The 22,269-nt window shown below is 57.5% G+C and carries 17 protein-coding genes; 9 read left to right on the forward strand and 8 right to left on the reverse strand.

Features of this window, described 5'->3' with window-relative positions:
- Positions 1 to 49: 49 nt before the first annotated feature.
- Positions 50 to 952: a LysR family transcriptional regulator gene (locus C8K66_RS02170; RefSeq protein ID WP_046383487.1), complete on the forward strand. Its 903-nt coding sequence runs from the start codon at positions 50 to 52 to the stop codon at positions 950 to 952.
- Positions 953 to 1,039: 87 nt separating this feature from the next.
- Here C8K66_RS02170 and C8K66_RS02175 read toward each other — a convergent pair whose 3' ends face one another.
- Positions 1,040 to 1,546 carry an AAA family ATPase gene (locus C8K66_RS02175; RefSeq protein WP_108524269.1) on the reverse strand — a complete coding sequence of 169 codons (507 nt, stop codon included), beginning with the start codon at positions 1,544 to 1,546 and terminating at the stop codon, positions 1,040 to 1,042.
- Between the two features lie 313 nt (positions 1,547 to 1,859).
- Between C8K66_RS02175 and flgE the strand changes: the two genes are divergently transcribed.
- From flgE to C8K66_RS02195, 4 genes are all read left to right on the forward strand, one after another.
- Positions 1,860 to 3,176, forward strand: a complete 1,317-nt coding sequence (gene flgE, locus C8K66_RS02180) for a flagellar hook protein FlgE (protein ID WP_057004137.1) — start codon at positions 1,860 to 1,862, stop codon at positions 3,174 to 3,176.
- 75 nt (positions 3,177 to 3,251) lie between these two features.
- Positions 3,252 to 4,037: a flagellar basal-body rod protein FlgG gene (gene flgG, locus C8K66_RS02185; protein ID WP_057004138.1), complete on the forward strand. Its 786-nt coding sequence runs from the start codon at positions 3,252 to 3,254 to the stop codon at positions 4,035 to 4,037.
- 152 nt (positions 4,038 to 4,189) lie between these two features.
- Positions 4,190 to 4,600 (forward strand): response regulator, encoded by a 411-nt coding sequence (locus tag C8K66_RS30505; RefSeq protein ID WP_132849932.1) that lies wholly within the window; start codon positions 4,190 to 4,192, stop codon positions 4,598 to 4,600.
- Between the two features lie 194 nt (positions 4,601 to 4,794).
- The gene (locus C8K66_RS02195; protein WP_108524158.1) at positions 4,795 to 5,136 is read left to right on the forward strand and encodes a hypothetical protein; all 342 of its coding nucleotides are present in this window, start codon (positions 4,795 to 4,797) and stop codon (positions 5,134 to 5,136) included.
- An 85-nt stretch (positions 5,137 to 5,221) separates the two neighbouring features.
- On the opposite strand, the gene C8K66_RS02200 is transcribed toward C8K66_RS02195, so the two are convergent.
- From C8K66_RS02200 to C8K66_RS02220, 5 genes are all read right to left on the reverse strand, one after another.
- Complete coding sequence (locus tag C8K66_RS02200) at positions 5,222 to 7,975, reverse strand: fimbria/pilus outer membrane usher protein (RefSeq protein WP_256590891.1); 2,754 nt, start codon at positions 7,973 to 7,975, stop codon at positions 5,222 to 5,224.
- A 118-nt stretch (positions 7,976 to 8,093) separates the two neighbouring features.
- On the reverse strand, positions 8,094 to 8,855 hold the full coding sequence (locus C8K66_RS02205) for a molecular chaperone (protein ID WP_226926191.1): 762 nt from the start codon (positions 8,853 to 8,855) through the stop codon (positions 8,094 to 8,096).
- A gap of 66 nt (positions 8,856 to 8,921) precedes the next feature.
- Positions 8,922 to 9,539: a fimbrial protein gene (locus tag C8K66_RS02210; protein WP_218279029.1), complete on the reverse strand. Its 618-nt coding sequence runs from the start codon at positions 9,537 to 9,539 to the stop codon at positions 8,922 to 8,924.
- A gap of 226 nt (positions 9,540 to 9,765) precedes the next feature.
- Positions 9,766 to 13,209, reverse strand: a complete 3,444-nt coding sequence (locus C8K66_RS02215) for a hybrid sensor histidine kinase/response regulator (RefSeq protein WP_158276039.1) — start codon at positions 13,207 to 13,209, stop codon at positions 9,766 to 9,768.
- Between the two features lie 75 nt (positions 13,210 to 13,284).
- On the reverse strand, positions 13,285 to 16,056 hold the full coding sequence (locus C8K66_RS02220; protein ID WP_158276040.1) for an ATP-binding protein: 2,772 nt from the start codon (positions 16,054 to 16,056) through the stop codon (positions 13,285 to 13,287).
- A 246-nt stretch (positions 16,057 to 16,302) separates the two neighbouring features.
- On the opposite strand from C8K66_RS02220, the gene C8K66_RS02225 reads away from it, so the two are divergent.
- Complete coding sequence (locus C8K66_RS02225) at positions 16,303 to 16,980, forward strand: response regulator transcription factor (protein WP_017846236.1); 678 nt, start codon at positions 16,303 to 16,305, stop codon at positions 16,978 to 16,980.
- Here the strand turns inward: C8K66_RS02225 and C8K66_RS02230 are convergent.
- A complete protein-coding gene (locus C8K66_RS02230) occupies positions 16,943 to 17,782 on the reverse strand; it encodes an EAL domain-containing protein (protein ID WP_108524162.1) in 840 nt (279 codons plus the stop codon). The genes C8K66_RS02225 and C8K66_RS02230 overlap by 38 nt on opposite strands.
- A gap of 157 nt (positions 17,783 to 17,939) precedes the next feature.
- Positions 17,940 to 18,614, reverse strand: coding sequence for a response regulator transcription factor (locus C8K66_RS02235; RefSeq protein ID WP_108524163.1), 675 nt, complete (start codon positions 18,612 to 18,614; stop codon positions 17,940 to 17,942).
- Between the two features lie 233 nt (positions 18,615 to 18,847).
- Between C8K66_RS02235 and C8K66_RS02240 the strand changes: the two genes are divergently transcribed.
- The 3 genes from C8K66_RS02240 to C8K66_RS02250 all read left to right on the forward strand — a co-directional run bounded on the left by C8K66_RS02240 (position 18,848) and on the right by C8K66_RS02250 (position 22,222).
- On the forward strand, positions 18,848 to 19,726 hold the full coding sequence (locus tag C8K66_RS02240) for a hypothetical protein (RefSeq protein ID WP_371928129.1): 879 nt from the start codon (positions 18,848 to 18,850) through the stop codon (positions 19,724 to 19,726).
- A 22-nt stretch (positions 19,727 to 19,748) separates the two neighbouring features.
- Positions 19,749 to 20,819: a linear amide C-N hydrolase gene (locus C8K66_RS02245; RefSeq protein ID WP_108524165.1), complete on the forward strand. Its 1,071-nt coding sequence runs from the start codon at positions 19,749 to 19,751 to the stop codon at positions 20,817 to 20,819.
- Positions 20,820 to 20,986: 167 nt separating this feature from the next.
- Complete coding sequence (locus C8K66_RS02250) at positions 20,987 to 22,222, forward strand: fimbrial protein (RefSeq protein ID WP_108524166.1); 1,236 nt, start codon at positions 20,987 to 20,989, stop codon at positions 22,220 to 22,222.
- The last annotated feature ends 47 nt before the right edge of the window (positions 22,223 to 22,269 follow it).

Here is a 22,269-nt window from a genome sequence, read left to right on the forward strand (position 1 = left end):
AAAATTCATGATAAGCGCGAAACAGCCCCTGAAAGCTCGGAGTATTCAGATGGAAATCAAACATTTGAGAGCATTTGTGACCTTGGCTCAGGAGCTTCACTTCGGTCGAGCCGCGCAACAACTGTCGATCGTTCAACCGGCGCTGAGCATGCAGATCAAGTTGCTCGAGGAAGAACTGGGGGTGCGCCTGTTCGAGCGCAGTCGGCACTCGGTCGCTTTGACCGAAGTGGGACTGATTTTCCTACCGGAGGCGCGCGCGACCTTGCATCAAGCGGCCCATGCAGCGGACGTGGCCAGGGCGTCAGGGCGCGGTGAAATAGGTCGCGTGCGTTTAGGTTTCGTCTCCTCGGTATTACCCGAATTGCTGCCCACCTTGATCCGCTCACTGCATCAACGATTCCCGCGGATTGAACTGGAACTCAAGGACATGCCGGGCCCGGATCAGACAGCGGCGCTGAAAAATGGCCAGCTCGATTTCGGCTTGATGCGTTTGCCGGCCGTGGCCCCGGGGATTCAAACCCTGGAAGTGCTGCGGGAGACCTTCATAGTGGCTTTGCACGGCGATCATCCTCTGGCTGTGTGCGGCACGCTGCACCCCACAGCGCTGGCAAACGTACCCGTTTTCGTCCTCGGCAGACGCTATGCACCCGGATTTTACGATGGCCTAATGCATGCCGTGAGCACCCACGGCGCGCAGCTGGAAATAGCATCGGAACTCGGCGAGTTCACCACCATGCTCGCGCTGGTTTCCGCCGGGCTCGGCGTCGGGTTACTGCCGGCTCGTGCCGGGCGTGCCCTGCCCGCCAACGTGATGTCCAAGCCCCTGGAGTTGGGCGATTACCGGGCAACGACCGGCCTTGCCTGGGTTGATCTGGACAGTCCGGTGAAGAACACCGTATTCAACCTGGTGAACGAGCTGTTGGCTGACCCCGCTGCCGAGCGTTTTCGCTAGCGAAAACAGCGGTTGCTCGCGCCGCGCCGCAGGCAAGTGCGCAAACTCCCCTGCCCTCACCGCAGACTAAGCGCCCATTAGCCGCCACTACTCACTGGGCAATAAGCCTTCGGTGAGCATCGATACTGCTTGCTCCGGCGAAGTCAGCGCGGTGTCTATGCAAAACGGCGCTTCGGCCCACGCTTCATATTCGTGATCCAACACAGATTGCCAGGTTGGTGGAATCAACCCGGGAATATCACCCAGCCTCGTTTCTATCCGGCGCCGATGTTCGTTTTTATCCGAGCAAATCACTTCAATATTTACCAACCGAACACCCGCTTTCGAGGCGGCTTCGCTCCACGCCATTCGGCTTTCGACGACTGGATTTACGCAATCAACGATGACCATACGGCCTAGACTAAGATTACTCAGGGCAAGTTCATTAGCGACCATGTAGCCACTGCGTCCCACGTCTTGCGCAAGAGCACCGGAGTTTCGAATCGCTTGTTCGATCGTATCGATCCGCAGGTAGAGGGCGCCTGTCGTAGCAACGAGGGCCTTGGCGATAGTGGTTTTTCCAGTGCCCGGAAGGCCGCTGAATACGATAAGCATTGTCTGTCCTTGGAAGAGTGCGAACACAATGTACCTTGTAACGTCGGTCATCAGATCACCGTTTAAGTTATGCCTCCCACAAGAAATCTGACACCTCCATCATTCCTCCACGGTTCCTCCCATAAAACCCGACATTCTTTGCGCACAATCAGCATCTCTAATGTCATCGCCGATTAAGCGGTGGGCGCTTGGATGACTAACTGACGGCCTGAAAAAGATACTCCAAAGGTATCTCAGCAACCCCATGCTTCAATCCCGGCCAGATCAGCCCCCTGCTTCAAATTCAAACCGAATGGCAAAATAAGGAGTGGCTATGTCTTTTAATATTGGGCTCAGCGGGCTGTTTGCGGCCAACAAACAGTTGGATGTCACTGGCAATAACATCGCCAACGTCGCCACCACCGGTTTCAAATCATCCCGTGCAGAATTTGCTGATATCTATGCGGCTGCCAAGTTGGGTACTGGACGTAACGCCATCGGTAATGGTGTGAACCTGTCCGCTGTGTCCCAGCAGTTCACTCAAGGCGATGTCAACGGCAGTGGCGGCACACTGGATATGGCGATCCAAGGCGGTGGTTTTTTTGTGCAGAAAGGCAGCGACGGCTCTCTGCAGTACACCCGTAACGGTGCCTTCAGCGCAGACAAAGATGGCTACATCACCAACAATACGGGCACCTCTCGCCTGCAAGGCTACGCCGCAGACGCCGACGGCAAGATCATCAAGGGCGGGTTGACCGACCTGCGGCTGAACCTGTCGAACCTGCCGCCAAAGGCTTCCAGCAAGGTGGACTCCACCAGCAACCTGAACGCGTCTGCGCCGGCGATCAACCAAGCCACCAAGCCGTTCGACCCAACCGACACCAGCAGCTTCACGACCCAATACAGCACCACCTTGTACGACACCCAAGGCAACTCGCACGCTATGGTGCAGTACATGGTGAAGACGGACGCCAACAAATGGATGTCTTACACGCTGATCGATGGACGCAATCCAGACGGCACGGCGATCAGTGGCCCCGCCGGTGTCGCGCCCAGCGGCTCACTGTTGACATTTGATACGTCGGGCACCCTTTCGACTATTACAGTACCGCCCTCCACCACGTCCAAGACCACCCTGACGATTACCGACTGGAAGCCGGGCGCGCTGGTCAATGGCGCATGGAAAGATAACGGCGCTGCCGCCAACCCGGGTGGCGTTGCGATCAACATGGGCAACATCACACAGTACAACTCTGCCAGCTATCGCAACCCGCCGATCACCGATGGTTACGCGACGGGGCAAATTACCGGCCTGAAAATCGACGGTAGCGGTGTGATGTTCGCCACGTTCAGCAACCAACAAAGTAAAGCGATCGGCCAGCTGTCGCTGGCCAGTTTCAACAACGAGCAAGGCCTGCAGCCGGCGGGTGGCACTGCCTGGAAGGAAACCTTCGCTTCTGGCCAGCCGGGTTATGACGTCCCTCAGGCCGGAACGCTGGGATCGATCGTCGCCAATGCTCTGGAGAACTCCAACGTTAACCTGACCACCGAGCTGGTGAACCTGATCAAGGCCCAGAGCAACTACCAGGCAAACGCCAAGACGATTTCGACCGAGAGCACCATCAACAAAACGTTGCTCCAGATGACGTGAGGCGTGGTCGGAAGTCCATTGTTTGCTCCACCCGATAGATCCTGACCCCGCACCACCGCCGCCAAGGAGATTTGGATGCTGCCTGCACTGTATGTCGCAAAAACCGGGCTTTCTGCCCAGGACACTAACCTGACCACTATTTCCAACAACCTGGCGAACGTCTCGACTACCGGCTTCAAACGTGATCGCGCCGAGTTTCAAGACCTTGTCTATCAGATCAAACGACAGCCAGGCGCACAGTCAACCCAGAACAGCGCACTGCCCTCTGGCCTGCAACTAGGCACCGGGGTGCATGTCGTCGGCACCCAGAAAAACTTCTCTGCCGGCAGCCTGCAAACGACCGGTCAACCTCTGGACCTGGCGCTGAACGGCCGTGGTTTTTTCCAGATACTGCAACCCGACGGCAGCCTTTCCTACACGAGGGACGGTACGTTCCACTTAAATGCAAACGGTCAGATCGTCACCGCGAATGGGTTCGCCCTGGAACCGGCGATCGTTGTCCCCAACAACGCCCAGACATTCACCGTGGGCCAGGACGGGACTGTATCGATCACTGTCGCCGGCAGCCCTGCCTCGCAGGTGATTGGCAATCTGCAGATAGCCGATTTCATTAATCCGGCAGGCTTGCAAGCACAAGGCGCCAACCTCTTTCTGGAAACCGCCGCCAGCGGGGCTCCTCAAGTCGGCACTCCAGGAGTCAATGGTATCGGCACAACATTGCAGAGCACCTTGGAAACCTCAAACGTGAGTACCGTTGAAGAGATGGTCAACATGATCACCACTCAACGAGCCTATGAAATGAACTCCAAAGTTGTCTCTACCGCAAAAGAGATGCTAGGCAACCTTACAAAGAGTCTTTGATTGAAACGTCACGGGGTTTCGTAGACGTCGCTACTGTGTGCGCGCTGTTTTTAATACTCGTCCCATATAATAAAAATTACAGCATCGTTAGGCTGGGCTGTTGTAGGAATAAGTTTCCTCTACTGCATACCTTACCGCGCAGGGCTGTAAAAATGATACATAAGTCATCACGAATTCTCATCGCCGATGAACAGCATTTCTTTCGCTTGCGAATTGAAAGGGTATTGAACCAATTGGGCTATCACCGGATTGCACCAGTGCAATCCATTACGGAATTACGGCGCTTGGTAGATTATGCGTATGCGCCGTTTGATGTACTGATTCTCAACGAGAAATTCAGCAACCAGAACAGCTTTGCCCCACTGGCTTTTTGCCTCGACTCCCCGCAGATTCTCTCTGCATTGATCTATGGCAGCGAAAAGCTGGTCGCCGGGTCGGTCATTCGTTGCGGTAAAGTCACCATTTGCGATGCGACTTTTGTCGATCGCGCGGAACTCCAATGGATAATCTCATCAACAGATAATTCCATTCCAGTGCAGGACACCGTCCGATATCCGTATTGAACGAAGTCACGCGGGAATCAAGCAGCCCCATTCAGGATAAGACCTCTCAGAACACGATCCGATCGTATCAATGCTCCGCTGCTACTGCGCACTGTATTTAATCAGCCGACCCTAAAGTTTATGAAAAAGGTGCCGTTGAATTAGATAGCAGTAGCCTGGTTCGATTCTCGACCCAGTACTAGCAGGAGAAAACCATGAATACCATAAAACCCGGTCTAATGGTGTTACTTACATTGCTTATTAGTCCTATCGTGATTAATCAGGCCAACGCAGAGGCCGTTACGACGGGCAAGATTAAGTTCAGCGGAGCAATCGTAGAAGCGGCGCAATGCCAACCCCTCCACTCCCCCTTCCACACCACCCTCCCCTCCGCGCTCGCCATCCAGTGCGAGCGCAGTGAAATGACGTCGCTGGTCACCGCAAGCATGGATACTGATGTGGTTGTCTGGCGGCACCTGAGTTCAACGGGAAAAGGTATTGTTCTCAGCCAAGATGCTTCGCATGACGCTTACCGAATCACCTTGAGTTACTTCTGAGCCTCGCGCTCTGTAGGCAGCGCCGCCCTCGAGGGCGGCGCGCAATTGAGGTCCATAACGCTCATGGACATGGCGAAGTCGATGGTTATTGCGGAGGCTGATAGAACGCAATGCTCGGCACGGCACTCTTGATCTTTTTCGGTGCAGGTGCAGGCTTGTCTGGCGTCGGAGTCACTGCGTTGCACTTCAGAGAAAGACTCTGATAGTTCTCCCCGGCTTTTTTCTCCGGCAAAGCAAACCTTACGCGGCACTGATTGTTATCCCAGCTAATCAGCAGCTCACCCGAAGTCTGCTCATCGCTCAGCAACGCGAGCACCCGTCCGCGTGGATCGGCAATACCCAGGCGCTGGCCGTCGTCATGATCCACCGTCGCACCGAAGGGCATCAGCTTGCCATCCGGACGGAACAGCTCGAACTGCACCCGGCGTCCACTGCTGGACTTGAACGTAGCCAATGCCGCAGCACCACGACGCGGCACCACTTGTTGCATGGCCGTGTCGATCTCGACGTCAGGACTCATCCCATTCGCGCTTAGGCCCAGCCAGTTCGCCCGGTATGGCGTAGCGTTGGGGACGACCGCGTAACCGTTGGCACCGGTTTTCACCCCCGAGTAGCTCGCCACCGGTACGTCCGCCATGCGCGGTTCGACCTTGACCAAGGCAAAGGTCTCGCTCAGCGGCTGGGCGAGGTTGACGCCTCCGGCATGGGCGACGATAGCGCCGTTGGCTTGCAGAGAAGTCGAGTGGTACTGATTGCCATAGCTGTAACCCAGCGTCATGTTGCCGACGGACGTGTTACTGCCCACCGATGCCGAGCCATTGCCGGTTCCGTCCGCTCCCCGGCCGGCGACCACCGAATAGTTCACGTCACGGTCACTGGGCAAAGTCCCGGTGACGCCCGTCTGCAGGCTGGTATCGCCGCCCTGCTGCCGGCTGCTGTTCATGAACACTTGCGGCGGCCTTTCCCCGCCACCTAACGGGAAGGACAGTGAAAGCGTGAGGGTGGTGTCGCTGTAGCGACTGTTATACACCGACGAGCTGACGTTCTGCGCGTGGGTCACACCCACGTTGTAGCTCAGGCTGCGCCAGGAGTTGCTATAGCCCGCCGAGTAGCTGCGTGAGCTTGAATTGTTCCAATAGCGGTCGTCCGATCCGTTGAGGTACACGCTGCCAAAGCGATTGTCCTTGCCCAGGTTCTGCGCCAGATAGACGTCCAGACGCGTTCGCGAGTACGCAGAAGAAGTCGACGAATAATCAGGAAACTCACTCGAATACCACGCATGCCCCTGTGCAGCGCTGCTGGCATAGACGTGGTCGGAGAGGCTTCGGAAATTTTCATTGAGGCTGCGCTGGGCATTGACCGACACGTTAGTGTTGGTGCTCTCGATGAATTTTGCATAGCGCAGGCGCAAGCGCTGGCCGGCCTTGCTCGTACCCTCAATGCTGCTGTGGGACTGGGTTCCGTCCAGGGACACTGCGCCGATACGCGTATTGATCCCAGCGCCCATGCTATAGGCCTGAAAGCCGGAAGCCGCCTGCAGACCGCTGGCCAAGGTCAGGTCGCTGGTCAGGCCATACATCATCGAGCCATTGGCAAATACCGGACGTTCACTGGAACCGTAATCCTGCTGGAACTCCCCCAGCGTTGCGTCATACAGCAGCCGCCCTTCACGCACCATCAAGGGTGGGCTGGAAAACGCCTGGCGCATCACCCGACGGCGGCCATCCGCCTCGATGATGGTCACCTCCAGGTCGCCGTTGGAACCGGACGGCGAGAGGTCGGTGATTTCAAAAGGCCCTGGCGAGACGTTTGCGCTGTAGATCAGATAATTGTTCTGGCGCACTTCAACGGTGGCGTTGGACTCGGCATTCCCTCGAATGACTGGCGCATAACCCTGTTCGCTATCCGGACTCATGCCTTCGTCGGAGGCCATCTGCACCCCGCGAAAACGTACCCCGTCGAACAGCGGCGAATTGGTGTAGGTCTCGCCTAGCCACAGTTGGCTTTTCAGTCCCGTGATGTCCCGCTGCAGGTAGGTGTTCTGGCTGGTGAACTTCGACGGTTGCCCGGTACTGGAAGTCTGGGAAGAGTTATTGCGCAGACGCCAGTCACCCACATTCAGCCCCATGCGCAGCCCCAGGTTGGTCGATTGCCGGCTTTCATTGCTGGAACTGTAGTCGTAGCGGCTATTGAGGTTGTAATTGACGAAGCCAAGGCTGACTCCGGAATCCCACACGGAAGGATCGACATAACCGCGGCGCTCGCGGGTCATCGCGGCCTGCGGCACGCTCAGGTTCAAGCGCAATCGCGGCGAATCGTAGACCGCACTGGCTTGATCAATCAGATCAGGCAGACGATAGCAGTCAGTGTCGGCCTTGAGCTTCCCCTCGCTGTGCAACGCCACGGTGTTGATGCCGACTTGCTTGAGCAGATCCTCGCTGAAACACGCCTCGACCTCGCCGGACTTGGGGTTCTCGGAAAAGACCACATCCTGGCGTCCGACCAGCGTGTTGTTTGCATAGATGTCGACCCGATAGATGCCCGGCAGTACGTCGCTGCCCATCAACAACGTTTTCACATCCGCAGACTGGCCCATGCCATACAGGAACGCGACGTTGTAACCCTCATGCCCCCGGCCGGGGGTGCGAGTGATATCTACCGCCGTAGCGTTGGCAATCAACTGAGTGTCGGCCTCCGGTACGGCCTTGACCAGGCCGTCGGCCGCGATAGCGTCGATCCAGAAACATAAGCATGTGCTCAACAGCATCAGACGCGGAGTGCCGATGCGAAGTCGCGAGCCGGTCATGTGTGATGTGAAAAACAAGCTAGGTATCGACATGATAGTTTCGAGAGATTCTGCTCAAAAAAAGGAACGCGCAGCCATATGACTCAGGCAATCAGCGCAAGCCTTAGCGCTATGTATGGGACAGATGCCAGGGAGGCGCTCGGGCGTGTGGTTAAGGCGTTGCGCGTTGAGCTTGAACGGGGGTGCCGCTGACAAGTTGTGCGTTGAAAGTGTCGACGCCGCCGTAATCGTTGACGGCCTTGAAGCTGAGGCGCGCCTGGGGCGAAATGCCAGCGTTCTTCAACGTCAGGTAATGGGTCTCTCCCGGCGCGATCATGAAGGGCGTGGAGAGTTTTTCCTGCTGCGCCATGGCACTCAGATCGACAGTATTGATCGGGACATGAAAAGCACTGGAATTGACGACTCTCAGCGCCGGTTTTCCGGCTTGCTGAACCAATTGCCAGGTCAAACCGGTAGCCGCATCGGCCGCCGTTCCGCTGATGCCCGCAGGACGATAGAACAGCTTGATGCGCTGACGAATCGCCAACTGCAGCGTATTCTCGCCTTCGACTTGCTCCGGAACTTCCTGAACATTGAGCCAGAGCACGGTCTCTTTATTGGTCGGCAAATCGCTCTTGCCTGCATAGAGTACGCGCAACAGTTGTTGGCCATTAGGTTGCATCTTGGCCAATGGCGGTGTTACTGCAAATGGTAGTTCACCACTATCACCGGGCGTATTGCTCTCGATCCACGACTGGACCAGCACTTTTGAACCTTCATTGCGAACAATGATAGAGGCTTCTTTATTCTTACCCTCAAATATCAGGCGAGTACCACTAAGGGAAATGGCAGCCTGCGCAGACAAACTGAAACCCAGGCACGCCGTCACCAGCATGACTTGGGCCGCGAGACTACGAAATATGAAAGTGGTCAAAAAACAATCCTCCGAAAAAAGACCTCAAGCAAGGTTCTGCAACCTCGCTTGAGACAAGCCGAGGGCTTAGTTGTAAGACAGGGTGTAGGCCACGGTTGCGTTGGCCGGACCCGCAGTTGCCGCGCCCGAGGACGTGTGGGTGTAGTAAGCCTTCAGCGGGATACTGCTGCTGCCACCGCTGATCGCACCGGTCAAGGTTGCGCTGCCTGAGGTGAAGTCAAGCGGTGCCGGAGTACTGGTACGCGTATCAACCAACATGATTTGTACGTTGGTCGCACCACCGCTCACCGCAATACCTTTGCCGGAGACTGCAGTCGGCGTCAGTTTCAGTTCGACGGTGGTTGCCGCCGAACCGCACTCCACACTCAAGTTCAGGTCTGTCGGCAGCGCGGTCAGGGTACCGCCGCCACTTGGATTGGCTTCAGTCCCCAGGGCGCTGACTGGAACAGTCCCGAGGTTGTAAGTCAGGTTGCCGCCCGCAGTGCCAGGGCCGTCACTATGAACAACACAACTATCGGCACTGATAGTGCCATTGAAAGTGATAGTGCCTGTAGCACCAACAGTAGGAGTAGAAGCCGCGTTGGCCATGGCCGAGAGCCCCATTGCCGAAATAACTGCAACGCTTAGAAAGAGCTTTTTCATATTCAGTGTCTGCTTTAATGGAGTATAGATATCGTCCGCCAATGGAAGTCCCACAGGCCTTTGCATATCGATCGATAGCCGTTACCGGCACCAACGAATACTAAGTAAAAGCAGAAAGATTTTATGTAGGACCAGTACGGAAGTTAAACTTGCGGCGCAAAATCGCAGCGGACTAACAGCGTTATTGATCCAGGTCAAGTTCCGTGCCCGAGGAGCCTCGGAAAGGCAACTAACGCCGAGAGCGACGCATAGCAGTCAGTCACCGCGATCAACCATCGCGCAGACGTTGTTGGGCTTGGCGCGCCAGCACGGCGATTTGAGCCATGGCGTCTTCGGGCGCCCTGGCATCTGCCAGGGATAACATCCGTTCCAGGAGATCATGCAATGATTCAGGGGGGCTGATCACACTGGTTTGCAGCGCATCGCACAATTGCTTCACGCCGGTGCTGCAAGCCCTTACACCGTTGGCGCGCACATCCTGTTCCAGGTCCATGCACAGCGCGGCCATGTGTTGCATATTGAATACGCCCAAGGCGCCACGCAATGCATGCAGTTCTGCCAGGATCGCGGCGGTATCGTCCGCGTCCCGGGCCCGACACAGGGTTGCCACCGATGCCTGGCAGGATTCGCGAAACACCCGCCGGATGTCATCAGGCACTGCGTCGCCAGCCAGGAGTTCACTGCCAGACCAGGCCTTGCCCCCCCACTCGGTGCCGGTCACTTCGGACAAGGCTTGGCCCAGGTCCCTGAGCGACAGCGGCTTGCTCAGCACGCGAGTCATGCCGACGTCTTCGCCGCGCGCGCGCTCCTGCGGTGTTACGTGCGCCGTGACCGCCAGCACCGGGAGTGCCGGCCATCGCTGGCGAACCTGCAAGGCAAGCTCATAGCCGTCCATCCCCGGCATCGACAGGTCGGTGAGCAAAACATCGAAAGGCTCCTGCTCCAGACAGGCCAGCGCTTTTGCCCCGCCCTCCACGGTAGTGGCGAGGCATCCGAGTCGCTTGAGCTGCTCCTCGAACAGTCGGCGGTTGACCGCGTTGTCTTCCGCAATCAATACCTTCAGCGGTTTGGCCAGTGCCGATATGCCCTGCTCCGCCTTCGCTAACGGTTGACCTTGCAAGCCATAGCGCAACGCCGCTGCCAGCCCGCGCAGACCGAACACCGACGCACTGAGGACGCGCCCGGCGGCCACGGGTTCGGCCGGGCCATCCTCCGTGCAATCGATGACCCAAGAAGACTTTTCCACCAGGCGGTTTTCGTCATCGGCATGCCAGGTCTGTCGTGAGCCCCACAGAATCAGGGTGTCGGCGCCCTCAAGCTGGTCATCTTGCAATTGTGCCGGGTGACCATAGGACTGGACCTGTAACCCCCAACTGCACAGAGCCCGGGTCAAATAGGTGCGACAATCAGGCGAGGCCGCCACCAACAGCACGCGTTCAGACTCGAAGCGCGGAAGATCCGGGTGGCCGGTCGCCGCTCCCAGAGGCAAGCGCAGGGTAAATCGACTGCCGTGACCATGCTCGCTTTGCACCACAAGGCTGCCGCCCATGGCCTGGGTCAAGCGCGAGCACAGTGCCAACCCCAATCCGGTGCCGCCATACCGACGGTTGATACTGGCGTCGGCCTGACTGAACGCACTGAACAGCCGCGCCTGTTGCTCGGCGGTCAGACCGATCCCACTGTCCTCGACCTCGATAGTCACGGTGCGGGCAACTTTATCCGCAGTCAGGCGCAGCAGTACCTGGCCCTTGTCCGTAAACTTGATGGCGTTGGACAGCAGGTTATGGATCACCTGCCCCATGCGCGTAGGATCACCGCGCATCGGCAACGAAACACTCTCCTCGAATTCGCCGAGCAACGTCAGGCCCTTGGCCCGCGCGACCGGCGCAAATATCATCAGCGCCCGAGACGCGATCTCCAGGGCATCGAACTCAAGGTCCTCCAGGCGTAACTCATTGGCTTCGATTCTGGAAAAATCCAGGACGTCGCTGATGATCGCCAGCAACGCATCGGAGGTTGTCTGGATGGTCTTGAGGCGGTCGCGTTGGCGCGAGTTGAGCGGCGAGTAGGCAAGCAATTCGAGGTTGCCCAGGATGGCGTTCAACGGCGTGCGGATTTCGTGGCTCATGGCCGCCAGGAACCCGGACTTGGCCGCATTGGCGGCGTCCGCGGCCTGGTGTGCTTCACGCAGTTGCTGCTCAAGACGTTTTTTCGCGGTCACGTCGGTGAACGCCGTCACCAGCACATCACGACCTTGGTAACGGGCCTGGGCGATGCTCACCGACAGGTCGATGTGTTGGCCATCGAGGGTGGAAACACCGAGGTCTTCCTGGCGAATGGTATGCACCGGAGGCGTGCCCGGCAGTGTCAGCCGTTGTTTGAAATGCCGGGCAAACAGTGCCGACAAGCTGGTTCCAGGGCGGGAGATATGCCGGGCCATGTCGATCATCGCCGGGCTGCGCAGCAACGGTTGTTCGTTGTCGACAGCAATCAGGCCCAGCCCTATCGGTGCGGTCTCCACCAGAATCCGGCTGAGTTGCTCGTTTTCAAACACCCGGCGCGACTGCGCCACGGCTGGCGCCAGCAACCGCCACTTGACCAGCAGCAATACCAGCCAGGTGGCCAGGATGATCAGGGCCGAGGTCAGTGCGGTGACGGCGATCTGCGGTGCAACACCTTTAGCGATCTGCTGCCACGACTGGGCGTACACCAGCGTCCAGGAGGTGTCTCCCAGCGGCCAGCCGCTGAGAACATGGCCTTGCAGATAGGTCGTTTGGCGGCTGCGCCCCAAGCCGTCAGCCAATGCCTGCTGGGCCTCGCTCAAGGTTTGAGGCCCACCCGCCTGCTGACAGGAAAAGATCGGCGAGCCATCGGCGCCCAGAATCATGCAACTGCCTTGCAGGCCGGTGTCCGGCAACTTGGCTGCCAGGCTGGACAGCGGCAGCTCGAACACCAGAGTGCCGAAAGAGTGCTGATCACGGCCGATCAGCGGTGCCGCCACCCGAATCGCCGAAGCGCCGGTGAGCGGGCTGTCATAGGGCGCCAGCCACTGAAATGCCGGCAGCCCCTTTGCACTATTCCGCGCAGGGTTGTCCGCTGCGAGCAGTGCGCGTCCGTTCTGGCGGGTCAGGGTTTCGAACAGGCTGTCGCGGGACGCCGCGATACGCGCCTGCCACTCTGCTCCGGGCCAGGGTGCAACCGCGAGGATGAGAACACTCTGTTCGGGGCTGTAGACGTAGGCGCTGAGATCACCGGCGTTTCGGGCCGCTATCACTGCGGTGGCGGGCGCCATCTGCTGCGCCAGATCGATGTAGCGCCAGGCCTGGGCGGGATCGTCCTGGTGGGTGCTGCCGAGCACCAGCAACGAAGGCGCGGCAGCGGACGCATTGACGCGTACCAGCTTGCCAGCTTCGATGTAGGCCTGCAGACGCTTGCTGTCCGGTGCCTCGGCACGCTCCCAGGCAAGCTCCATGTTCTGCACATTGTTGCGTAAAGTCGCCGTGGCACGCGCAGTGAAGTCCATCACGTGACGCACATCGACGGAGACTTCTTCGTTGGTCCGGGCAACGTAGGTCATCACCGAGGCAACCACTTCCAGTACCCCGGCCAGCAGCACCAACACGGTGATGGCAATGCCACCGCCCATGACCAACATAGTCTGATAGCGATGCAAGCGGGCCAGCACACCATCCTGGTCAAAGGTTGTGGTCATCGCTCGAACGTTCTCCCACTGCGCACTCATTTGCTGAAATATGGATCGCTGCTTTCAGACGCGGTAACGGCAAGCTCACGCGATAGCTGCGGTGCGCGCCAGATTGATCTCTGCCGCCAGTTCTGCCATCAGCCTGTCCACCTCCGCCAGCGCGGAAGCGGCCCCACACTTCAGCCCGTTCTCCGCATCGATCAGCTTGCGGCTCACCCCGCGCATCCGGTACACCCCGAGCATGCCGCGCAGGGAGTGTAACTCTGCGAGCATTTGCTGCACATCACCGTCGCGCCTGGCCTGGCGCAGCACGGCCAATGAGCTTTCGCAGGACTCCCAGAACATTTCGCGAATACTGTCCGGCATGACCTGCCCACCCAGTAGCCCACTGCCCTGACCGACCTCATAGTAAGTGCATTCGGTGCCCGTCACTTCCGACAGGGCCTGGGCCAGTGCATTCAGCGACAAGGGTTTGCCCAGCACGCGGAGCATGCCCGCCTTTTCGCAACGCCTGCGGTCCTGCATCGTGACATGGGCGGTGACCGCCAACACCGGCATATCGGGCCAGCGCTGCCGCACCCGACGTGCCAATTCATAACCATCGAGCAAGGGCATGGCCAGGTCGGTGAGCAGTGCGTCAAACGGTTGATCGTCCAGCCATGCCAGCGCCTGCTCGCCATTCGCAACCACCAACGGGGCACAGCCCAGCAGCTTGAGTTGCTCCCTGAACAGCTCGCGGTTCAATAGATTGTCTTCGACGACCAGCACCCGCAATGGCTTGACCAGCACTTTTCTGGCGTTTTGTGGCGCGGCCAACGCTTTGCCTTGCAGCGCATGACGCAAGCCTGCGACCAGCCCACGCAGCCCGAACATCGAAACACTCAACAGACGTCCAGCAACCAAGGGTTCCCGGGTTCCATCGATAGCACAATCGATGACCCACGACGACTCCTCCACAAGTCGATTTTCCTCAGCGGCGTGCCAGCTGTGCCGCTCCCCCCAGAGGATCAATATCGACGCCGTCGAAATTGCCTCTGATCCGACCTGGGAGGGATGGCTGTAGCAGGTGACACGCAGGCCCCACGCTTGCAACACGCCGCAGACATAGTCACAGGCGGAATGCGAGGCCACCACCAGCAATACGTGCTGGCCATTGAAGCGCGGCACCAATGGCACTTGCGTACACGCCCCCAGGGGCAGGCTCAGGATGAAACGGCTGCCCTGCCCCAGTTCGCTGACGACGGACAATGTGCCGTCCATGGCCTGCACCAGCCGCGAGCACAACGCCAGCCCCAACCCGGTACCGCCAAAGCGGCGATTGATAGACGCATCCGCTTGGCTAAAGGCCTGGAACATGCGCGCCAACTGCCCCGATGACAAGCCGATGCCGCTATCCTGGACCTCGATCAGCAACTGTGACCTGGACTCGTCCGTCAGCATGCGCAACAGGACCTGCCCGGACTCAGTGAACTTGATGGCATTGGATAGCAGGTTATAGATCACCTGCCCGAGGCGGGTCGGGTCTCCGCGCATCGGCTGCGTCGATGCCTGGCCCAATTCGCCCATCAATCGCAGGCCCTTGGCCGCCGCCACTGGAGCGAACATCATGAGCGCGCGGGACACCACCTCCAGCGCATCAAACTCGATGTGCTCCAGACACAGCTCGCCGGCCTCGACTTTAGAGAAGTCCAATACATCGCTGATAGTCGCCAGCAGGCCATCGGAGGAGGCGCGGATCACGTTCAGCCGATCGCGCTGCACGCAATCGAGGGCGGAATGGGACAGCAGCTCCAGATTGCCGAGGATAGCGTTGAGGGGGGTGCGGATCTCATGGCTCATGGCCGCGAGGAACGCCGATTTCGCGGCATTGGCCGAATCGGCGTGCTGGCGCGCTTCGCGCATCTGTTCTGTCACCCGGATCTTCGCCGTGATGTCAGCGAATGCCGTCACCAGCACCTCTCGCCCCTTGTGGCGTGCTCGCGCCATTCTCACCGACAAGTCGAGCCTGGAGTTATCGCGCAATGTGAAGCTCAACTCTTCATGGAACGCCTCAGGCGGTTTCCCTGGTTGCCCGCGGTATTCAAGCATCAACTCGTCATACCGTTTGATAAAGGCCGCCGACAAGGAGGCGCCCACAGGGGCTAAGCGTTCACCCGTTTCCAGCATCGTGGGGCTGCATAGCAGTACCTCGCCACTATCCAGGGCAATCACCCCCAATCCCACCGGCACGGTGTCGATCAAGATACGGTTGAGTTTTTCACTCTCGTGGACACTCCGCGCCCATTTCAATAACGGAGAAAAGACCCCTAGCCTAAGAGCAATCAGTAACAGCCACATCAACATCAGCGTTATCAGGGTCAACGCGCCCTCCATGCCCACTTGCCGGCCGATGATGATGCCGATACTGCGCGAGCTATAGGCATGCACCAGGACCCAATCGCTGTCCGCGACGATACCCGTGAGGCTGAACACCCCGTCGCCGTATCGCTCTTGCAGAGGCAAGTATGTGTTATCGACCAGATCATGCAGGTAGTCAGGCGCCAGGTCGCGAGAGTCATCGCACGGGTTGGTGGCACTGACCTGTACGTCGCCGTTGCGCGGCAGAATCAGCACAGTGCTGCACATGCCATAAAAATTGAATGGCGTGACCAGCACGCTCATGTCCTGTGTCGCCAGAATATTGCGGTTAACGATAAAGACCTGGCGTAACACTTCCAGATGCGTGCGCCAGCGCTCATGCACCCCCAATGAGAAAGTCAACAACACCATCAGCGTGGTGAACAGACCTCCTCCAAACAGCAGCAGTCGCTGAAAACGGCGATAGCGAGTCAAGACGTTTATTTGGGCGTTGGTCACAGCACTGGGCTCATCCTTTAGTAGGGGCATACTATGAACCGAGTCAGACTTTTTCAGGACGGCTGGAGACCCATTGCAGACAAGTACTAGCCCCATTACGCAACTTTTAGTACTTTGATGAATGAGGTCTTAGTGTCTTCCGTCGAAGAACAATCGAGTGCTACCGTGTCTGATTGGCGTAGTTATAAATTCCCGACGGTTTGAATCGATTGTTTCTCCACCTTCCACGAGTAAAGCGCGCGCATCATGAAGATCCGTATTCTGCTGGCCGATGATCACCCAGCCCTTTTGTCGGGCATCCAACATGATCTCGCAGCGATTCCGACCCTTGACGTCGTCGGTGTCGCCCGGGACTCTGGCGAACTGGTTGGGTTGTTGCAGCACCAATCCTGCGATGTCCTGGTTACCGACTACGCGATGCCTGGAGGTGCCTACGGCGATGGGTTGACCTTCATTTCTTATTTGCGCCGTTGTTTTCCCACCTTGAAGATTGTCGTATTCACCACATTGGATAGCCCCGCCATCGTTCAAGAACTGGCCAAGCTCGGGGTGGAATCGGTGCTGGGCAAGGTCAATGAAACCCGTCATCTGATATCGGCGATTCATGCTGTGCATGCAGGCGCGCGTTATTTCCCCTCCGAGATTTCACGGACGGGCTCTGCCGGTCACCATAGGAATGCGGATGAAGGCTTGGATCTGACAAAACGCGAGTTGGAAGTGGTCAGGCTGTACGTCGGCGGTCAGTCGATCAACGAAATTGCGGAACAACTGCACCGCTCAAAACAAACCATCAGCTCGCAAAAAACCAGCGCCATGCGCAAGTTGGGCATAGAGCGCGATGCCGACCTGTTTCGCTTCGCCTACGAAACCGGTATCGCCACGGCATCTACGCCTTCCAGCGAGACAGACGCGTCCCCGGAGTGATCTCTTGCTGGCGCGCCGCAGCCAGCGCATAGGCAATGAAGGCCTCGACTTCCATGGGGGCGCCCAGTCCATAACCTTGCCCCACCCGCCCGCCGAACTCCCGCAGTAAGTGGATCTGTTCGGCGCACTCGACGCCTTCTGCCACCACCTCCATCCCCAGGGTATTACCCAACTCCAGCGCCGCCCGCACCACGGCGCCCGCCGCTGGCTGATGCAGCATGCGGCGGACAAAGGAGCGGTCTATCTTGAGCTCGGTGAAAGGCAACTGTGTCAGTCGCTCCAGCGTAGAGGTACCGATGCCGAAGTCATCCATGCTGATCCCGAAGCCTTGAGCGCGCATCCGGTGGAGTTCATCGGCGAGGCTTTGCAGATCATCGATCGCCAGGTCTTCAGTGATCTCGATTTTCATCAAGCGCGGCGAAACCCGGCTTTCGTTCAGGCTGCGCTCAAGCTCGCGCAAGAGGCCTGGAATCGACAGCGTCGCCACCGAGGTGTTGACTGAAATCGGGCATGCCGCATCCGCTTCGACCAGCACCCACAATACCGCCTGGATCTGCCTGACCACCTGTTTGAACAGCCCGGGCTCGCCCCCCAGCCGGGTCAAGGCAGGTATGAACAGCGAGGGCGCAATTTCGCCGTGTTGTGGATGATCCCAGCGGGCCAGGGCTTCAGCGCCGACCAGGGCGCCGGTCAGCAGATCGTGCTGGGGTTGCAAGACCACGCGAAAAGCCTCACCGCCAGTAATGGCATGGATGAAGTCCTGGTCATTCAACCTAGGCTCAAGACTGTTTTTAATAAACATAGAGAAATACCAACTGCAGTAATGCAAGTTAAAAAAACCGTAAACCTTGTTGTGTGACCAAGAAAAGTTGGCGGGTGGCGACGCGACTAATTATTCAGGTCGTCATATGTTCGGACAATGAGACAAGTATCAAAAATATTCGTCATGGTGTTTTTAATTAATCGAGTTTTTCCTCGAAGTAATCGTCTGAGCGCATGGTGGTAACTAATCCCATCTCACGGGCAAAGCGAATCAGTTCAACGTCACGCTTGATGCCCAGTTTGCGCATGGCGCTGGTTTTTTGCGAACTGATGGTCTGCTTGCTTCGATTGAATTCGCTGGCAATTTCATTGACCGAGCGTCCAGACACATACAACCGAATGACTTCTGCCTCGCGCCTGGATAAACGCCGCGTCGTGCGGGTCTGGGCCGGGTTGAGATCGTTGCCGGGATGGGGTTTCGGCGAAAAATAAGTGGCCCCCGCGTAGAGTGCATGAATGGCAAATATCAGGTGGCTGATATGCTCCGATTTGTTTAATACCGAGTGTACGCCGAGCTTGATCAACTCGGTCAGCATGATCTGGCTGTCGATCATGGTGAACACGATGATCTTCAGGCTCGGGTAGCGCCGGCGCAGAAAAGAGAGCATGGTCATCCCATCACCAAACTCACCGCCAGGCATCACATAATCCGTGATCAGGATGTCGCATTGTTCCTTGGCGAGCAGCTCCATTATTTCAGTAGAGTTGTTGGCAGTTCCCACCACCTGCAGCGTATGAATGCTGGACAACTCATGTTGTATACCCGAGATTAATACTGGGTGATCGTCAGCAATAATGAGATTGATTTTCATGATATTCGCAACTAGTTGATGGTTAGGCCCAATCGTTATCAGAGGACTAATATAGTGGCCTGCCACCTTGCAGACTCTCGTACCCGTCTGCTTTTTTAGTGCAAACAAATAAGACTGGAACGAATGCAAGTCCTTCTATCTTCTGGCGTTAGTAAATTCACGATAAAGTTCAGGCTCGCTTCATATCTTTCTCTTGTTAATCTCGCAAACCACCGGAAAACCTTGGTTTGGCGATGACTTTGCGGAGCGAACCCATTGTGCAAAAGTGGAAAAATCCGGCCATGACATTCAAGTGCGCTAAAACAAAAATGATCTATATCCTGATTGCCATCAGTTGTTTTTCCATGCAATGGCAACAGGCCCAGGCGGCTGACTCGAGCGCCGCATCCGCACATGGCGATGCGCCCTGGCGCGTGCTTGTCAGCCCATTTGCGTGGGCACCTTCGATGTCCGGCCAGGCAACGCTCGGCGGTGTAAGTACCCACGTCGACGTGCCGTTTTCTGAAACCTTGAACAACTTGCGCTCGGTCGTCATGGGTAATCTCGACGTCACCAACCGCAGCCTCGGCTTCTATGTCGATGGAGTCCATGCCGATACTCATGAGTCCCACCGGGTGTTGGGCCAGAAGGCTGGACTCAACATCACGCAGACCACCATCGCGGCGGGGGTCTATTACCTCGCCTATGAGCAAGCGCTCGGCGGCACGACGATTTTCGGCGACCCGCGCGCCTGGCGCGTAGAACCGACTGCCGGGGTACGTTGGACCCGCCTGGCGAGCAAACTGGAGATCGACAGCATCGGCTTTGCTACCCGCAAGAAAGCGCAATGGAGCGATCCGTTCTTGGGCGTGCGGATGCTGACGGATCTTGATGAACGTTGGACGGCCTCCGGCGAAGTGGACGTCGGCGGCTTCGATACCGCGACGAAGAGCAGTTACAGCGCCCAGGGGTATTTGGGGTATCGGACCCACCTGTTCCAATACCCAACTACGCTGCGAGCGGGCTATCGAGTGTTATCACAGAAATATCAGACTCACGATTTCACCGGTAATACGTTCAAGTACGACGTTACCCAGCGCGGCCCGGCAATCGGCCTGTCCGTGCGTTTCTGATCAGCAGTTGAGGAGTCATACAATGAAGGGAGCACAGTTGCGTAAACCCATCACCCACGCGCTAGCCCTTGGCCTGGCAGGATTCATGCTGTGTCTGCCGGTCGCCCAGGCCTGCACGCGACTGACCTACCTGGGGGATAACCAGACGGTGATCACCGCGCGCTCCATGGACTGGAAAACCGATGTAGCGACCAACCTGTGGATCTTTCCCCAGGGTATGCAGCGTAATGGCGAAGTGGGCGCAGGTTCGATCAAGTGGACTTCGCGTTATGGGAGCGTGATTGCTTCGGGTTATGACATCGCCACCACCGACGGGGTCAACGAGGCAGGTTTGGTCGCCAACCTGCTGTGGCTGGTGGAGTCGGAATACCCAACGGCCAAAAGCACTAAGCCCGGACTGAGCATCGCCGCCTGGGCGCAATACGTGCTGGACAACTACGCCACGGTGGCTGAGGCCGTGGAGGCGCTGAAGAAAGAACCATTCACCCTGGTGACGTCCAAGGTTCCCGGGGACACTCGCTTGGCGACCCTGCATCTGTCCCTGTCCGATGCGTCGGGCGACAGCGCGATCATCGAGTACATCAAGGGAAAGCCGGTGATTCACCATGGTCGGGAGTTCCAGGTCATGACCAACTCACCGACCTTTGATCAACAGCTGGCCCTCAATGCCTATTGGAAATCCATCGGCGGGACAGTCATGTTGCCGGGCACCAACCGCGCGGCCGACCGCTTCGCCCGGGCGTCCTTTTATGTCAACGCGATTCCCAAGACCGAGAACCCGCAGGTGTCGCTGGCCAGTGTATTCAGCGTGATCAGGAACGTCTCCGTGCCCTACGGCATTTCCACGCCAGGGGAGCCGAACATCTCCTCCACCCGCTGGCGTTCGGTGGTGGATCATCAACGCAAGTTGTATTTCTTCGAATCGGCCCTGACGCCCAATACCTTCTGGGTCGATTTGAAAAAGATCGATTTTTCCCCCGGCACGGGCAACGTCATGAAACTGGAGCTGGGCAAGGATCAGTCGAATATCTTTTCCGGCGAAGTGTCGCGCGAGTTCAAAGTGACACCTCCGTTCAAGTTCGAAGGGGGTTAATCCCATCGTGCAGGACCTGGCTTGCCAGCGTTTTTAATACTTGTCCGATATACAGCAGCCAGATGCACTTTTAAACTAACTTGAACTTGCGTTCTCGCGTGGGGTTTTCAGCCGAACCATATTTAATCCATACCACGCATATCAGGCCAATTTCAGAGGGCATTTTGATGAAATATTCAGAGCCTAGACAAGCCAACCTTTTGAACTCTTGGGGTGTCCGTCTAGCTAAGTTGTGCAGTGCAGTCACGTTGATTCTGGGTGTGCTCTGGGTTTCCCCGGTATACGCGGAGATAGGCTCTTGTTCCGCATCGAGCTTTCAAGCGTCGGGGGGCTGGGATATCAAGCAGCCGGCGACATTTGGCAATGGTACGGTATTAGCTTCCATCACCATGAAATTGCCAATCACCTTGACGAATATCCGCGGCGGCGGAAACAGCACCACCGGTGCGGACTCCGTGTATTCATGGGGGATACAGACAAACGCCGGGGGCAGCTACCCGAATTACGACACAAGTACCAATTCGGTACCACTTTCCACCACGTCCGGTATCGGCGGCAGGATGACGATAACCTCACTGACGTCCAACATACTCACGAGAGTAATTAGTTATACGCCAGTCATACTTGCCCCCAATACGCTCGACGTCGCCTATGCTTATCTGCCAACCTCCACCAATTTCATTCGTTATAATGGCAGCGTTACCTATTATGCGCAGTATGAACTGGTCATCGTCGACGCGGCCAAATATGCGGCCAATGATACGACAACCACACTTCTGTCGCAGTACATGGCCGCCCAGCGCGGGCCACAACTTCTTGTGGGCATGTATGTTTACCCGGACTCGACGGGGACACAGAGCACAATCAATTGTTTTAGAGGTTCCAACTACGCGTTGAACTTGCCTCAGTTGCAATCAGCACTGCCCAAGGACCTGCCTACCTGCAAGTTCAGCGCCGGTGAACTGAATCAGACGGTCAAACTCAACTCCGCCACACAGTCGCAGATTGCCTCGCAAGGCAGTACACGCAGCGCGGGCACGGTGGGCGAAATGGCGTTTTCGATCACAGCCTCGGCTTGCGGCAAAGGCGCGGTTTATTCCACCTATTTCACCGATGCGCTTCACACCGGTAGTCAGCAGAACTATCTGCAGCCAAGTGCAGACAATAAAGTGGGGGTACGCCTCTACCACAGCAACGAGACAGCCCCGATCACATTCGGCCCTACGCCAACAGGCAGTACGCTGCCTTCGCAGGCACCGATTCAATATGGCAATTCCTCGGCTGCTGCGGGGGCCTCATATACCATGCCCTTTACAGCACAGTACGTGCGGATGCCGGGTGTCGATACCGCACCCGCTGGAGCGGTCACTGCAATGGCGACTGTCACGATCGTATATCCCTAGCCGCCAGCGTACCAAACAGCCAAACCTCATCCCTCAGCCATCACGAA

This window comes from Pseudomonas sp. GV105 (assembly GCF_003058185.1).
Lineage (GTDB): Bacteria > Pseudomonadota > Gammaproteobacteria > Pseudomonadales > Pseudomonadaceae > Aquipseudomonas > Aquipseudomonas veronii.

Excerpts from the sequence above, each read along its gene's own strand:
- C8K66_RS02230 (WP_108524162.1), bottom strand. The coding sequence starts at position 17,782 with ATGTTTATTAAAAACAGTCTTGAGCCTAGGTTGAATGACCAGGACTTC.
- C8K66_RS02250 (WP_108524166.1), top strand. The coding sequence starts at position 20,987 with ATGAAATATTCAGAGCCTAGACAAGCCAACCTTTTGAACTCTTGGGGT.
- C8K66_RS02175 (WP_108524269.1), bottom strand. The coding sequence starts at position 1,546 with ATGCTTATCGTATTCAGCGGCCTTCCGGGCACTGGAAAAACCACTATC.
- C8K66_RS30505 (WP_132849932.1), top strand. The coding sequence starts at position 4,190 with ATGATACATAAGTCATCACGAATTCTCATCGCCGATGAACAGCATTTC.
- C8K66_RS02200 (WP_256590891.1), bottom strand. The coding sequence starts at position 7,975 with ATGTCGATACCTAGCTTGTTTTTCACATCACACATGACCGGCTCGCGA.
- C8K66_RS02215 (WP_158276039.1), bottom strand. The coding sequence starts at position 13,209 with ATGACCACAACCTTTGACCAGGATGGTGTGCTGGCCCGCTTGCATCGC.
- flgG (WP_057004138.1), top strand. The coding sequence starts at position 3,252 with ATGCTGCCTGCACTGTATGTCGCAAAAACCGGGCTTTCTGCCCAGGAC.
- C8K66_RS02245 (WP_108524165.1), top strand. The coding sequence starts at position 19,749 with ATGAAGGGAGCACAGTTGCGTAAACCCATCACCCACGCGCTAGCCCTT.
- C8K66_RS02235 (WP_108524163.1), bottom strand. The coding sequence starts at position 18,614 with ATGAAAATCAATCTCATTATTGCTGACGATCACCCAGTATTAATCTCG.
- C8K66_RS02240 (WP_371928129.1), top strand. The coding sequence starts at position 18,848 with ATGACTTTGCGGAGCGAACCCATTGTGCAAAAGTGGAAAAATCCGGCC.
- C8K66_RS02225 (WP_017846236.1), top strand. The coding sequence starts at position 16,303 with ATGAAGATCCGTATTCTGCTGGCCGATGATCACCCAGCCCTTTTGTCG.
- C8K66_RS02195 (WP_108524158.1), top strand. The coding sequence starts at position 4,795 with ATGAATACCATAAAACCCGGTCTAATGGTGTTACTTACATTGCTTATT.
- C8K66_RS02170 (WP_046383487.1), top strand. The coding sequence starts at position 50 with ATGGAAATCAAACATTTGAGAGCATTTGTGACCTTGGCTCAGGAGCTT.
- flgE (WP_057004137.1), top strand. The coding sequence starts at position 1,860 with ATGTCTTTTAATATTGGGCTCAGCGGGCTGTTTGCGGCCAACAAACAG.